General features: G+C 44.6%; 13 protein-coding genes and 1 tRNA gene. 8 read left to right on the plus strand and 6 right to left on the minus strand.

Translation table 11 applies throughout. The features are described from left to right. The first annotated feature begins 108 nt into the window (after positions 1–108). Complete coding sequence (sthA, locus tag G3570_RS11735) at positions 109–1,569, plus strand: Si-specific NAD(P)(+) transhydrogenase (protein WP_165142498.1); 1,461 nt, start codon at positions 109–111, stop codon at positions 1,567–1,569. Between the two features lie 44 nt (positions 1,570–1,613). On the opposite strand, the gene G3570_RS11740 is transcribed toward sthA, so the two are convergent. Continuing rightward, positions 1,614–2,324 (minus strand): DUF429 domain-containing protein, encoded by a 711-nt coding sequence (locus tag G3570_RS11740; protein WP_165142500.1) that lies wholly within the window; start codon positions 2,322–2,324, stop codon positions 1,614–1,616. A 10-nt stretch (positions 2,325–2,334) separates the two neighbouring features. Beyond that, positions 2,335–4,116 (minus strand): aspartate--tRNA ligase, encoded by a 1,782-nt coding sequence (gene aspS / locus G3570_RS11745; RefSeq protein ID WP_165142502.1) that lies wholly within the window; start codon positions 4,114–4,116, stop codon positions 2,335–2,337. Positions 4,117–4,211: 95 nt separating this feature from the next. On the opposite strand from aspS, the gene G3570_RS11750 reads away from it, so the two are divergent. Then, positions 4,212–4,649 (plus strand): hypothetical protein, encoded by a 438-nt coding sequence (locus G3570_RS11750; RefSeq protein ID WP_249067007.1) that lies wholly within the window; start codon positions 4,212–4,214, stop codon positions 4,647–4,649. Between the two features lie 112 nt (positions 4,650–4,761). Continuing rightward, complete coding sequence (locus G3570_RS11755; protein WP_165142504.1) at positions 4,762–5,403, plus strand: response regulator transcription factor; 642 nt, start codon at positions 4,762–4,764, stop codon at positions 5,401–5,403. A 161-nt stretch (positions 5,404–5,564) separates the two neighbouring features. Here the strand turns inward: G3570_RS11755 and G3570_RS11760 are convergent, their stop codons facing one another. The 4 genes from G3570_RS11760 to G3570_RS11775 form a co-directional block, all read right to left on the minus strand. Then, positions 5,565–7,346, minus strand: coding sequence for an ABC transporter ATP-binding protein (locus G3570_RS11760; protein WP_249067009.1), 1,782 nt, complete (start codon positions 7,344–7,346; stop codon positions 5,565–5,567). Between the two features lie 83 nt (positions 7,347–7,429). Next, a complete protein-coding gene (locus tag G3570_RS11765) occupies positions 7,430–7,972 on the minus strand; it encodes a GNAT family N-acetyltransferase (protein ID WP_165142506.1) in 543 nt (180 codons plus the stop codon). A 77-nt stretch (positions 7,973–8,049) separates the two neighbouring features. Beyond that, positions 8,050–9,054 (minus strand): sugar phosphate isomerase/epimerase family protein, encoded by a 1,005-nt coding sequence (locus tag G3570_RS11770; protein ID WP_165142508.1) that lies wholly within the window; start codon positions 9,052–9,054, stop codon positions 8,050–8,052. Between the two features lie 257 nt (positions 9,055–9,311). Further along, positions 9,312–9,385: transfer RNA gene (locus G3570_RS11775), tRNA-Met, on the minus strand. A gap of 200 nt (positions 9,386–9,585) precedes the next feature. Between G3570_RS11775 and proS the strand changes: the two genes are divergently transcribed. From proS to G3570_RS11800, 5 genes are all read left to right on the plus strand, one after another. After that, on the plus strand, positions 9,586–11,052 hold the full coding sequence (gene proS, locus G3570_RS11780) for a proline--tRNA ligase (protein WP_165142510.1): 1,467 nt from the start codon (positions 9,586–9,588) through the stop codon (positions 11,050–11,052). 24 nt (positions 11,053–11,076) lie between these two features. Next, positions 11,077–11,754, plus strand: coding sequence for a hypothetical protein (locus G3570_RS11785; protein ID WP_165142512.1), 678 nt, complete (start codon positions 11,077–11,079; stop codon positions 11,752–11,754). A gap of 2 nt (positions 11,755–11,756) precedes the next feature. Next, complete coding sequence (locus G3570_RS11790; protein WP_165142514.1) at positions 11,757–13,286, plus strand: NAD(P)H-hydrate dehydratase; 1,530 nt, start codon at positions 11,757–11,759, stop codon at positions 13,284–13,286. Next, the gene (locus tag G3570_RS11795; protein ID WP_165142516.1) at positions 13,283–13,678 is read left to right on the plus strand and encodes a VanZ family protein; all 396 of its coding nucleotides are present in this window, start codon (positions 13,283–13,285) and stop codon (positions 13,676–13,678) included. The genes G3570_RS11790 and G3570_RS11795 overlap by 4 nt, the downstream gene beginning before the upstream one ends. Positions 13,679–13,888: 210 nt before the next feature. After that, complete coding sequence (locus G3570_RS11800; RefSeq protein WP_165142518.1) at positions 13,889–14,542, plus strand: energy transducer TonB; 654 nt, start codon at positions 13,889–13,891, stop codon at positions 14,540–14,542. The last annotated feature ends 18 nt before the right edge of the window (positions 14,543–14,560 follow it).

Genomic DNA, 14,560 nt, shown 5'->3' on the forward strand with positions numbered 1-14,560 from the left:
TCTGTTAACAAAACGACAAATCATTAGACAAGAAATCGTTGTTAATTTATCCTATTTTAAAGTACGTTCAGTTGTTTTGTTAAATCCAGTTTTACTTATCACTTCATTATGTCTCGAGATTACGATGTAATTATTATCGGCAGCGGACCGGCCGGGTTCTCATGCGCCATGCAAAGTTCAAAGTTTGACAAAAGAGCCCTGGTTGTGGAGTCACATGAAAAATACCTTGGGGGCACCTGGATTAATACCGGTACGGTACCAAGTAAAGCACTACGTGAGGCGGCCAAAACAATTTTAGACTTCAACTCCCAATTCAACAAGGAAGATACTCAGAAGCCTTATGACCGGTTTAAGATGGAGGATCTTCTTCAATACAAAGATGAAATACTGGAGAAAGAAAATCTTCGGGCCAAGAACGACCTCATTAAAAATGAGGTGGATGTGGTTAGGGGTTTCGGCAAAATTGTTGACGAAAATACGGTTGAAGTGGAAACACATATCGGTACCAAACAGACCTACACCGCAAAATATATTCTTATCTGTACAGGGAGTAGCCCTGTAAATCCGGACAAGTTTGAAATCGATAATGATAAAATTCTGGATTACAAATCAATACTCAACCTGACGCACATTCCGCGCAGGCTGGTTATTATCGGTACGGGGGTCAATGCGTTGGAATACGCCACCACTTTTTCAGCTCTTGGTACACGTATTACCATCATTGGAGAAAGAGAGGAATTTTTAACCTTTCTCGATCATGAAGTTAAGGAACACCTCCATAAGATTCTTGCCGAAAAAAACATACGGATTCATCCCGGTGTTACGGTAGAAGATGTTAATTTCAATCCTTTGAACACTACAACAGAGGTACGCTTCCGTAACAAGAAAGGCGATAAACGACTTCAGGTCATAGAAACTGAACATGTACTATACCTTGAGGGACGAAAACCCAATACCGATAAAATCGGACTGGAAAAAGTCGGTATTGAAACCGATGAGCGTGGCTTCATTCATGTCAACGACAGCTACAAGACGGAAGTCGATACAGTCTATGCTGCCGGTGATGTAGTCGGGTTTCCCCGGTTGGCTTCGGCATCTTTTTCCCAGGGAAGACTTGCCGCCTGCAGTATGTTCGGTATACCCGCACTGGAAACACCCGATCAGATACCCTATGGCATCTATACGATCCCGGAGATATCAAATATCGGGATTAATGAAAGGGATGCCCGTGAAAAGGGTCTCGATGTAACGGTCGGCAGAGCATATTTCAAGAATAATGCAAAAGCCGACATGACCAATCAGGATGAAGGGCTCTTAAAACTGGTATTCGACACTGAAACGCTGAAGCTTTTGGGAGTACACATAATCGGCGAACAGGCCAGTAACCTCATCCACCTGGGGCAGGCTGTTATCTCTTACGGCGGGGATGTTCGATACTTTATTCAACATGTCATGAATTATCCCACCCTGAGTGAAGCTTACAAAATTGCAGCATTCAATGGCGTCAACCGGGTCTATAAAGCAGGTGTGAAGTACAAGAATATACTGGAGAATAACAATTCCGGATAAGCCGAAGCCGATACCCGTAACCGGTTATTTGTTACTTATGGAGTCTATACGTAATGAATTGCCATAGTCAGACCTTCTGAATCCTCAGGAGGATTTTCAGGCAGTGTTTTCAACTCATCATCAAGAGATCGTTTCGCAAAAAGAGCAAGCACCATGGCATCCACAATATCATCTTCGTCCACCTGATTTCTGCGATACTCTTCCTTGATGTCACGGAAGAAATCATCGGCAAATTTGCTTTGGTCCTTCAACAATCCCAGGCGGTGACGAAGACCTTTCTTGGTAGCTTTTTTCTGTAGAATGGAACTCCCCCCGTTCAGGATCTGGAACAACAGCTCGGGGTGACTTTCATATACTTTTTCCTCGAATTCTTCATTGTTCGTCAAAAGGCTGTCAACCGTTCTAATATTCGGGGTGATGTTCCAAGCTTGTATGGAAATCTTCTTTCCCGTGATCTCATAGCTGGTCATTGAAGCTTCAGCATACGTTGGAGCGTGAAGCGCAGGCCGCAAGGGTGGATTAAAAACACTGGCTTTATAGTCAGGTCCAAGACGCTCCCGGAGTAGTTCATCACATTCCCTAACGTACTTTTCATCCTCTAGACCAATAGGTACATCTATAAAGATACGATCATAATCTTCGAAAAATTTTTCCAATTCATTATCTGATTCCAGCAGCCAGTAACCCGCATTCCCTTCGTCCAGGCTGATAGCAATCCATCCCGCCCGGCAACCGTCTAATCCTAAAGTTTTCAAATATATTCCTTTATTCTTTTTCGATGTTATTTTTCAGTTTGATATGAAGTTCATCCAGCTGATTTTGATCCACATAATCCGGACTATTATCCATCAGGCTTTGCGCTTTCTGATTTTTTGGAAACGCGATGACATCCCTCAGGCTCTTACCTCCTGCAAGTATCATAATGATGCGATCCACTCCTAAAGCAATGCCGCCGTGTGGAGGAGCTCCATACTTAAATGCTTCTAAAAGAAAACCGAATCGGTCTTCGGCCTCCTCTTTTCCAATGCCTAATAACTTAAACATACGCTGCTGAAGTTCCCGCTCGTGGATTCTTATGGAACCTCCACCTATCTCATAACCATTCAGCACAAGATCGTAACCGCGGGAACGCACGGAAGCCGGGTCCTCATCCATTTTATCAAGGTCTTCCCTGACCGGCGCAGTGAAAGGGTGGTGCATAGCGTAGTATCTCTGGTCTTCCTTGCTCCATTCCACAAGGGGAAAATCAGTTACCCACAGAAATTCAAAAGCGTCTTCATCAATCATATTGTGCTCTTTGCCCATCATGAGTCTCATCGTGCCCATCTGTTTATACACATCAGGCTTTGGACCCGCCAGGATAAGAACCAGATCGTTCATCTCTGCCCCGGCTTTTTCAAGCATCGCCTTTATGGTATCCTCCTTGAGGAATTTCTCAACATTACACTTAATCCCTTCCTCTTCATTCTGTTTGATATAGATCATGCCGGCCGCACCGGTTTCTTTCTTAACACGCTCTTCCAGACGATCAATCGCACCTCGACCTATAGTGCCCTGTCCCGGTACCTTAATTCCTAATACGCCTCCACCCTTCTTTACAGTGCTTGAAAAGATTTTGAATTCCGAATTTTCAACCAGATCCGAAAAGTCAGAAATTTTCATCTCGAAACGGGTATCCGGCTTGTCGGTACCATAAGTTTTCATGGCCTCATCATAAGTCATGCGCTTGAAAGGAGTATTTGGAACAACATCCATTACATCCTTCAGCAATTGTTGCATCATGCCTTCTGTTGAAGCGATAACATCATCCTCATCCACAAACGACATCTCAACGTCCACCTGGGTAAATTCAGGCTGTCGGTCGGCTCTTAAATCCTCATCCCGAAAACACTTTACAATCTGGAAATAGCGATCAAAACCGGAAACCATCAGCAGCTGCTTATAGGTCTGCGGACTTTGAGGTAAGGCGAAAAACTTACCCGGATTTACCCTGCTGGGAACCAGGTAATCGCGCGCGCCTTCGGGCGTACTCTTCATTAAAAAGGGTGTTTCCACCTCCGCAAAATCATGACCGTTATAATAATTGCGGATAGATTGATAGGCATTGGAGCGCAGCATCATATTATTCTGGATATCGGATCTTCGAAGGTCAAGATAGCGGTACTTTAATCGTATCTCTTCCCCTGTCGCGATATCATCCTTAATTTCAAAAGGAGTAGTTTCAGCACGTGAATAGATGACCAGTTCTTTAGCCGTCACCTCAATAGTACCCGTCTCAAGCTCCTCGTTAATATTTTCCTCACCTCGTCGGGTTACTTCTCCTTTCACTCCAATCACATACTCCGTGCGCAGTTCTTCAGCTTTTTCGTGCAGCTTTTCATCATCCTGCTTGAAGACTACCTGGGTAATACCATACCGATCCCTTAGGTCAATGAAAATAACACCGCCCAAATCTCTTCGCGATGACACCCATCCATTCAGTACTACTTCTTCACTTGTCTGTTCGTTTGAAAGTTCACCGCACGTATGCGTCCTTTTTAAGGTCATAAAATTCTTCTACACATTAAATTTCTTTGCCGGTACATTTTAAAAGCCTGAAAATAAGTATAATGAAGACCAATCGCTTCCCAATTTAGAACAATATGAGCCACGACACCCTTTTTCTGGTCAACGCCTGTTCAAGTTTTTTTATGGCCGGACTCATCTGGTTTGTTCAGGTGGTGCACTACCCTTCTTTTCTTGATGTTGAAGATTCCAATTTTGATCAATTCCATCAAAAGCATGTTATCAGAACGGGTTTTGTGGTAATTCCTCCGATGCTGGTTGAGCTGATCAGTTCGGCGGTACTTACTTTTTACTTCACACAACTTCCCCTGATTAATGGATTTGGTTTGGCATTGGTACTTGCAATCTGGCTGTCAACATTTCTGCTGCAGGCACCTACCCACAGCAGGCTTCAGAAAAATTATGACCTCGCGCTGATAGAGAAACTAATTCGAACAAACTGGATCAGAACCATGCTTTGGTCTCTAAAAGCCTTGCTTTCTTTCTATGGATGTTGTTACTTTTTACTGAGATAGGTTATTATGAGAATGCATTTCTCTATTTAATTTGATTTGTTTACTTTAAATTCATCACCTTCATCACTGAATGGTAAAAATAATCACTACAGGGTAAGATAAAAGGCTACCCATGGCTAAGATCAAAGTACTTATAGCTGATGATCACGAAATTCTTCGTTTTGGGATAAGTACGTTTCTCAATTCGGCTGAGAATATAGATGTGGTAGGAGAGGCATCTTCGGGTGATGAATGCATCGAACTGTTCAAAGAGAAAAATCCTGATGTATGCGTTCTCGACATAAGTATGCCCGGCAAAAATGGTATTGAGACGACGAAAGCAATTCGGGAAATCGATCCGAATGTGAAAGTTCTCATTCTGTCGATGCATATTGATAAAGCCATTCTCGACCAGGTACTTGAGGCCGGTATCAACGGATACCTGCTGAAGGATACCGAGAAGACAGAGCTGTTGCACGGAATAGAATCCATTGCCAAAGGACAACAGGTATTCAGCGACCCGATACAGAAACTGATTACCAAGTCTTACCTGAATGGAGGTCGTACTCCACATGACAGTATCACCAGCAGAGAGCTCGAAGTATTGCAGCTTATTGTGGAAGGATATTCAAGCAAACTGATTGCCGATAAGCTGAATATCAGTCCACGAACCGTTGATACCCATCGCGGCAACATTATGCAGAAACTAAATATACCCAATGCTGCAGGATTGGTTCGCTATGCCATGGAAAACGACCTTGTTTCCAAGACCTGATTTTCGATCTACGCAATTCTACTTAGACGAATTACCAATTTTTATCTATTGACGAGCAAGCCCCCAGCATGTACATTAGTAGTGCAAATGGGGTAATAGCCGTCTGTAGATGATATTTAGCAGCTCATCCTTGATTGGAGGGCTGCTAATTTTTTTTGTACCTACCTCGCAACATTCTCTTCTCTGAACTGCATTTCGTATAGCTGTTTGTACAAACCGCCTTTCGTCAATAACTCACTGTGACTTCCCTGCTGAACAATTTCTCCCTGTTCGATTACAATGATTCTGTCGGAATGCTGCACTGTTGAGAGGCGATGCGCGATTATGAACGTCGTTCTGTTTTGCATAAGTCTCTCGAGTGCTTCCTGAACCTGGGCTTCAGATTCTGAATCGAGTGATGATGTTGCTTCATCCAACAGCAGTATTCCGGGATCCTTCAGCAATGCCCGGGCGATGGCTAATCGCTGTCGCTGACCTCCGCTTAATTTTACCCCTTTCTCACCTACCTTAGCATCCAGCCCCTGCGGAATCTGCTCGATAAACTCCAGGGCGTTTGCATCGGCTGCCGCCCGCCTGATCTCATCATCAGCGGCATCCAGTTTGCCATATCTAATATTTTCCTTAATCGAAGTACCAAACAGGTGCACATCCTGCGGGACAATGGCGATATGTTCCCGCAATGATTTCTTCTTAATATGGCGGATATCATTACCGTCAATTAATATGTTGCCTTTTTGAGGGTCAAAAAATCTAGGAATCAGATTGATCAAGGTGGTCTTTCCCGCCCCGCTCGGACCCACCACTGCCACGGTCTCACCTGCAAGAATATCCAAACTGATATCCTTGAGTACCGGTCTCTCTTTTTCGTAAGCAAACCAAACCTTTCTGAACTCTACTCTTCCTTCTATCTGATCTATAGCAATAGCATCGGAAGAATCCTGAATTTCCGGTATTTCATCAAGCAGTTCAAAGATGCGATCGGATGCACCAACGGCGGAATTAATATCGGTGTAGAGCCTTGACATCTGGCTAATCGACCGGGATATCGAAAAGGCATAAAAGATAAATGCTACCAGGTCACCGGTTGTCAGCCTGCCTGCAAGTACCTCCAATCCGCCGTACCAAAATATGATAACCAATGTGGTCATGAACATTACACTGATTCCTGACCAAAAGAGACTGGTGAGTAAGATTTTCTTTCGTGAGGTCTGAAAAAGATTTTCAACCGATTCGGTATATCTGCCCACTTCATATACTTCCCTGGCAAAGGCCTTTACTATTCGGATGGCTCCCAGAGCATCCTCTGCTACAGCCGTAGAATCAGCAAGATCATCTTGTATATCTCTTGAGAGTTTTCTGATCTTGCCTCCAAAGTAGCGGGTAAGAAGCGTAACTACCGGAACGGTCAGAAATACGATGAGGCTGAGCCTCCAGTTGAGCATAATCATAAGGGCGATAGATCCCAGCAGGGAAAATGTCACCGTAATGGTTTGGGGCAGGGCATTCGTTAGTGCTGTGCGCACAGAACCCACATCATTGGTCAACCGGGAAGTTATCTCACCCAGTCGCTTATCGGAAAAATAACGAAAACCCAGCCGTTGGAGATGTTCATACAATCTCTTTCTGAGATCGGTGACAACACGCTCCCCAACCCACTCCAACCAATAGGTGCTCCCGAAGGAGAGAAAAGCCTGCCCGACGAAGAGACCGAATAAGATAAGGGCTATAAGATTTAATAAATCGGCATCGGCGCTTTGAAATACAGAATCGAGCAGTGCTTTTAAACCGAGAGGAACTGAAAGGCCGACTGCTGATGAGGCAACAGCCAGCACTGTTGCCACATAAAATTTGAGCCGGTAAGGCTTACTTAACCTGAATATTCTCCTGATTGCAAGCCAGAGCGTCTTTGCATCTGATTTTTGTGATGTGTTTTCCTGATTCAAGACATTGGTTTTAATTTACCATAGAAATGCAACAGTCCACTCTGATAAATGGTTTCAAAAAGAGTTCCATAAGTAATCCAACGCTATGACCTATCGGAGCGCAAAATGGCAAAACACTTCACATCTTTATATATACCCCACTTCTTGAAGCGATGTCTGTGCATCCCTTCATATTTCATCCCCAGTTTATTCAACACCCTTCCAGATGCTTCATTTCCGGTCATATGATGTGCTTCTACACGATTGAGTCCCAGCTTCTCGAAGGCAAACGCCAGAACTTCCCTGCTCGCTTCAGTAGCGTACCCTCTGCCCCAATACGACTTGCCTATCCAGTATCCGAGCTCTGCTGAATCGTGCTTTGGCTCCAGGCGAAGTCCAACTCCACCTGAAAGTTCCCCTGTGTTTTTGATGCACACAGCCCAAGCAATTTCATTCCCTTCCTCGAAATCCCTCTCCTTTTTTTCAAGCCAATCTTCTGCGTCCTGAAGGGTAAAAGGGTGTGCAATACTTAAGGTGGTAGCTGCAATATCCCGGTGCCCGCATAGTTCCTTTAAAGCTGTTTTATCGGATTTTCTAAAATCCCTCAGCAGTAAACGCTCTGTACACAATTCGGGAAATTTGTTCATAGTGTTTTAGAAAGAACAAAGGTTACACGGATTTTCTATTTACCTTTACTAGTTAATTCCACAGTGCCTATGTTCTGTTAATCATTTTCAGAAAAAGCCGAATCAAAAGCGGCTGAAGAAGGAGGAAAATCAATACTCTTCACATATGCACATGACTCCTCTGCACCGAATTCGCGGTCCATACCACTGTCTTCCCATTCTACAGACAGCGGACCTGAATATTCAATACGATTCAACGACCGAATGACGCGTTCAAAATCAATATTCCCTCGACCGACGGAGACAAAATCCCAGAATCGATCCTTATGGCCGAAGTCGAGATGACCTCCAAACACACCGGACCTGCGGGACTCATCCGACCACCATACATCCTTCATGTGGGCATGATAAATACGATCACCGAATTCTTCTATGAACGCAATATAATCCACTCCCTGGTAACCCATATGGCTTGGGTCGTAGTTAAAGCCGAAAGCTTCCCTGCCGTCCAGCACTTCAACGGCTCTCTCGGCAGTTGAAATGTCGAAGGCTATTTCGGTAGGATGGACTTCCAAGCCGAATCGAATTCCCTCATCATCAAAAACATCCAGAATAGGATTCCAGCGAGATGCAAAATCCTGAAATCCCTCCATAACAGTTTCCGGTTTATTGGGCGGGAAAGAATACAGCTTAGACCATATGGAACTGCCTGTAAAACCGTTCACAACTTTCACACCCAGCTTGGCAGCTGCCCTTGCCGTATCCTGCATCTCCTTTGCTGCCCGTTTACGCACACCCTCAGCATCACCGTCACCCCAAACGTGCTTCGGAAGGATATCTTTATGACGCTCATCGATCAGATCGCATACTGCCTGACCTACAAGGTGGTTACTGACAGCCCAGACTTCCAATCCATGTTCGGCAAGGATCTCTTTTCTTCCCTCACAGTAGCCATCATCCTTGAGGGCTTTCTGTACATTGAAGTGGTCACCCCAGCAGGCAAGTTCAAGTCCATCATAGCCCCACGAAGCAGCTTTTTTTGCGATTGTTTCCAGTGAAAGGTCGGCCCACTGACCGGTAAAGAGAGTAACGGGACGTGCCATAAATCAAGAATTTTTGTTGTTGAATTTCTGAATGAGTTGAATGCTTTATTCTCGTTTATTTGCAGGTAAATGTCAAAGGGTGAAATTGGGCAAATGGCAGAAGGGAGAAGGAAAATACTAGTTACAAAAAAACTTTGTGCAACTCCGTAATACTCTGAGTAGCTCTGTGGAATAGCATTTGATAACTATATGTCAAAAGCTATACCACTGAGTAACACAAAGAAGCGCAGAGGGACACAAAGAAAAGTTAGGAAAAGTAGCGTGGGAGGGAGTCGAACCCTCGGCCTCCGGGTTATGAATCCGACGCTCTTACCACCTGAGCTACCACGCCATCAACTCGAAAGGAAGCCAAATATAAAACTTTTCTGACAAAACATTAAGCAATTTTTTATATCAATTAAGACCCTTACTTGCCTTTGTGTCTAAGTGGTATTATTCACTTAAACTTCTTTTTTGAGGCTCTTCATTTTCGCCTTATTTTTAGCTATTCGATAAATCCAATTCATATTTTAAAGCGCACATCATTTTCCCATGGCAAAAAAGATTACCGATCGTTCAGAAGATTATTCTCAATGGTACCAGGATGTAATTCGCGAGGCAAAACTGGCGGATCATTCTCCGGTACGAGGCTGCATGGTAATCCGTCCGAATGGCTATGCTCTCTGGGAAAACATGAAAGAGGCCCTTGACGGAATGTTCAAGGAAACCGGCCACGAAAATGCCTATTTCCCCCTGTTCATTCCGAAATCCTTTTTATCCAAGGAGGCCCAGCACGTGGAAGGCTTCGCTAAGGAGTGTGCGGTTGTGACACACAGCCGACTAAAAAGCGTCGATGATGGTGTCGAAGTCGATCCCGATTCACGTCTAGAAGAGGAATTGATTGTACGTCCGACTTCCGAGACTATTATCTGGGATGCCTACCGAAACTGGATCCAGTCGTATCGCGACCTGCCCATCTTGATCAACCAGTGGGCCAACGTCGTTCGCTGGGAGATGAGAACCCGGCTCTTTCTGAGAACCATGGAGTTCTTATGGCAGGAAGGGCATACGGCTCATGCTACCAAGGAAGAGGCCGTTGAGGAGACCGAACGCATGCTGGAAGTGTACCGCACCTTTGCGGAAGAGTATATGGCCATGCCCGTTAAGACCGGGGTTAAAACAGAATCGGAACGCTTCGCCGGAGCCGTGGAGACCTACTGTATAGAAACTTTGCTACAAGACAATAAGGCCCTGCAGGCAGGAACTTCCCATTTCCTTGGCCAGAACTTTGCCAAAGCTTTTGATGTAAAATTCCAGAGCTCGGAAGGTTCGCACGAATATGTCTGGGCAACTAGCTGGGGTGTTTCCACTCGGCTGGTAGGAGGATTAATCATGACGCACTCCGATGATCAAGGTCTGGTTATCCCTCCCCGACTGGCTCCTACACAGGTGGTCATTGTTCCTATCTGGAAGAGCGACGAACAACAGGAAAATGTACTCGAATACTGCGATACTATTATAGAAGAGCTCAAAGAGTTGGACATTCGGGTAAAACTCGATGACCGTGAGAACTACAATCCGGGCTGGAAATTTGCCGAACACGAAGCATCCGGTATTCCCCTGCGCATTGCCGTTGGCCCCAGGGATCTTGAAAATCATAATGTGGAATTGGCTCGAAGGGATACGCTGGAGAAAAACATTGTGGACCGGGATGGACTCGGTGAACGCATCGAAAAGACGCTGAAACAGATCCAGATAGATCTGTATGATTCGGCCAAGAAGCGGATTGATGAAAATACGCATACGGTTGACAGCTATGAAGAGTTCAAAGAGGTTATCGATGAGAAAGGTGGGTTCATCTATGCACACTGGGACGGAAGTTCTGAAACCGAGGAGAAGATCAAGGATGAAACCAAAGCCACCATCCGTTGCATCCCACTCAATGAAGGGGAAGAAGGCAAATGTATGGTAACCGGTAAGCCTTCCAGGCAGAAAGTGCTCTTTGCACGTTCTTATTGATATTATCTCTTAGTCTAAATCCATATGGAACAGTCTCATATTCATTCTAAACCGGCAGTTAATACGGAAAAGAATGTATATGATACTTTTGCCCGGATCATATCCGATATTGCCAACCCCCTGTTGATACCCGTCTGGGTCGTCCTTGCAACTGGTTTAATCATGGATATCCCGTCTCTCCGATTGGGTTTGATTACAGTAAGCGCCGGTATATTTTTTACGCTCATTCCATTTGGAGTTGTCATGTATCAACTTAAAAATGGGAAAATAGGGAGCCTGGACGTTCCGGATAGAAAAAACAGGAGCCGCCTTTTCGTCTATTCAATCATGAGCACTACCGTTGGCAGTCTCCTTATTTTTCTACTAAGCTTTTCAAACTATCAATTCCTTGCTACTGTCTCAGTTGTATTCCTGTTGAATCCAATCATTGCCTATTTCTTAAACCTGGTTTACAAAATCAGTATTCATACTGCGGCTGTATCAACCGCCGGAATATTATTCATTATGCTTCAGGGATCGGTAGCCGGTATTGGTATTCCGGTCCTTGGTTTCTCATTATTTATGCTTTTGGTACTTTTACCCTTGATGTTCTGGGCTCGTTATCGACTGGGCATACATACCATACCTGAACTGGTATGGGGAAGCACTGCCGGAATAGTTCTCACGCTGGTTATATCAGGTGTAATGCAAACGATTTTGTAACTATGAGTTCATTGATCGCTCCCCACTCTTTTTACATATCCACCTCACAAGAGAGTCAGGATATTGATGCCCGAACCATTCAGGAATTCGGCATTGAAAGCTTCACCCTTATGGAAGTTGCAGGATACAGTGCCTTTCGTGACCTGATTCAGAGACTTCAACCTAAGTCTCACGGACTGTTTTTTTGCGGGAAAGGAAATAATGCAGGGGACGCACTTGTTGTAGCAAGGTACCTGTTACAGCATGGATTTGATATAACCGCTGTTTTTATAAGCGGAACAGATGATCTCTCCGAAGACACCCGAAAGAATTTTCAGTTGCTAAAGCGTATTAAGGAAGCCAACTCCTCCATAGGTTCCCTTACAATTATCTCTTCGTGGAATGAATTTGATCTGCATACTGAGGCAGATTTCGTTATAGACGGTATGCTCGGAACCGGTCTGGATTCTGAAGTACGAGGCGATTATAACAAAGCTATCACTTGGTCGAACAAAGAAGAACTTCCGGTATATGCTATGGATATTCCGACCGGGCTTCATGGTGATACCGGAAAAGTGATGGGGAATGCCATTTCGGCCGACCTGACCTACAGCTTTGGAACGCTTAAACAGGGATTGTATCTCAATGATGGGCCGGGAAAAGCCGGCGAAGTGATATACTGCGAGCTACCATTCCCCAACCATCTAAAAGATATCTGTTCGGCTTACCTGCTGGATGATCAATATGTTCTGGCAGAACCGGACCGGTCACCCCGTCATAAATACGAAGCAGGTGTATTATATGTAGTGGCCGGATCTGAAGGTCTGACGGGAGCGGCCATGCTGGCGGCTCAAAGTGCATGGGCCGAGGGAATAGGGGCAGTTATTTTGGTTTGCCCGCATGGGAATTTACCGATCTATGAAAAAGCCCTCCCGCAAATCATCAAAAAACCTATAGGAGAAAGAGACGATTATTTTTTCAAAGAGGAACACACTGAAGAAGTGATAGCAACCATCAGTGAAAAGAAAGGGAAAGTACTGATAGGTCCGGGATTGGGACGTAACGACAGTACTATAGGATTTGTGCAACAGCTTCTGGAAACCAATGAGGGCGACATGCTTCTCGATGCCGACGGACTCTGGTGCCTCGCGCAGCTTAAGGAATGGAATAAACCCAAAGCTTCTACCTGGATACTGACCCCGCATCCGGGAGAACTCTCCAATTTACTCGGCAGAAGCATAGAAGATGATCATGACCGCCTGGAATCAGTAAAAACGTTGAGTACCGAAAAGAATGTCAATATCTTATCTAAAGGTTACCCGGTAATTTTGGGAACTCCGGAAGCTAAAGCCTATTTAACCTCCTACGATACCCGCAAATTTTCCAGGGCCGGATTTGGCGATGTGCTGGCAGGTAAAATTGGTGCCTTCTGGTCACGAGATAACAGTGCTGCTAAAAGTTCGGCTTTGGCATTATTGAAAGGAAAGCATATACTTGAAAACCTTTTAAAAGCAGATTCATCTCGTATTGTGGAGCCTAAAGACTTTATATGAAAGAATCACCGATCGACTATTTCTTGAGGAGTAAATACCTGATCCCGGGTCTTTTTATTCTTGTTACTTTAATCATGCTCTTTCTTACCCTGGTGCCAATGGGTACGCTGGGGTCCAGTGCTATTTGGGGATATGATAAACTCGGCCACTTTCTACTTTTTGCATCCTGGACTTTTTTACTGGGCGCCTTTCTCTATGTGAGAAACTCCAATAAACTAAATCTGTTCACCATCTTTTTTATCGGGGTTACCTTCGGAATATTAATAGAAGTCTTCCAGTACATGCTACCCTTTCAAAGAAGCGCCGAATTTTTTGACGTCGCATTCGACAGCCTGGGAGCCCTGGCAGGAGTTTTAAGCTTAAAAAAAATACTTCCCGACTCCGATGATTAGAAGCTCTCTTAGGACCCTTCAATTAAGACCGGTATTTCGAACACGATTCGCAGATATGGGGCACTAACCGCTCATACACGCTTACAAGTAATAAAAGGTACATCTCCTGCGTTATACTATCTCAATAATATTTGCACCCCATTTATAAATTGATAAATTGGATAGCATATTTTGAGCTAAAATGAAATTAGCAAGTAGCCGATAAGCAGAATGAACAACAGAAAAAAATCAACGGCTGATCTCAAAAAGTACTACACGGTCTTTTTGGAGCTGGGGTTGATCGCTGCACTTCTGATTTTTATAGCAGCAGCAAAGGTCAATTTGCAGACGGAGAAATCGGATGTAGACCTAACCAGTGAACAGGAAGTAGTAGAAATGGAAGAGATTGTCCAAACCAAACAGATTGAGAAACCTCCGCCCCCTCCGCGTCCACCGGTACCTGTTGAGGTACCCAATGACGAAGTAATTGAGGATCAGGTTATCAATATTGACGCTGAATTAACTTTTGATAATCCTCTTGAATTACCCCCGCCTCCTAAGGGCGATGACGATGGTGATGAAGATTTCTTCGTAGTAGTGGAAAATATGCCTGAGCTGATTGGTGGTTTGGCAGCACTTCAGAAAAATATCCGTTATCCCGAAATGGCCCGAAAAGCGGGTATTGAAGGACGGGTAATCGTACAGTTTATTGTCAATGAGCAGGGTGAAGTTGAAAACCCACGAGTGATACGGGGCATCGGCGGTGGCTGTGATGAGGAAGCCCTCCGGGCGGTGAGCAATGCCCTCTTTAAACCGGGACGTCAGCGCGGTAATCCCGTGAGGGTTCAATACAGCTTGCCGGTAATTTTTAAATTGCAAAACTAGACGGAATATATTTCCTTA

It is taken from the genome of Halalkalibaculum roseum (genome assembly GCF_011059145.1).
Classification (GTDB): Bacteria; Bacteroidota; Rhodothermia; order Balneolales; family Balneolaceae; genus Halalkalibaculum; species Halalkalibaculum roseum.

Coding starts and splice junctions, on each gene's coding strand:
- G3570_RS11755 (WP_165142504.1), top strand. CDS start 4,762: ATGGCTAAGATCAAAGTACTTATAGCTGATGATCACGAAATTCTTCGT.
- G3570_RS11750 (WP_249067007.1), top strand. CDS start 4,212: ATGAGCCACGACACCCTTTTTCTGGTCAACGCCTGTTCAAGTTTTTTT.
- G3570_RS11785 (WP_165142512.1), top strand. CDS start 11,077: ATGGAACAGTCTCATATTCATTCTAAACCGGCAGTTAATACGGAAAAG.
- G3570_RS11790 (WP_165142514.1), top strand. CDS start 11,757: ATGAGTTCATTGATCGCTCCCCACTCTTTTTACATATCCACCTCACAA.
- G3570_RS11765 (WP_165142506.1), bottom strand. CDS start 7,972: ATGAACAAATTTCCCGAATTGTGTACAGAGCGTTTACTGCTGAGGGAT.
- proS (WP_165142510.1), top strand. CDS start 9,586: ATGGCAAAAAAGATTACCGATCGTTCAGAAGATTATTCTCAATGGTAC.
- G3570_RS11795 (WP_165142516.1), top strand. CDS start 13,283: ATGAAAGAATCACCGATCGACTATTTCTTGAGGAGTAAATACCTGATC.
- G3570_RS11770 (WP_165142508.1), bottom strand. CDS start 9,054: ATGGCACGTCCCGTTACTCTCTTTACCGGTCAGTGGGCCGACCTTTCA.
- sthA (WP_165142498.1), top strand. CDS start 109: ATGTCTCGAGATTACGATGTAATTATTATCGGCAGCGGACCGGCCGGG.
- G3570_RS11800 (WP_165142518.1), top strand. CDS start 13,889: ATGAACAACAGAAAAAAATCAACGGCTGATCTCAAAAAGTACTACACG.
- aspS (WP_165142502.1), bottom strand. CDS start 4,116: ATGACCTTAAAAAGGACGCATACGTGCGGTGAACTTTCAAACGAACAG.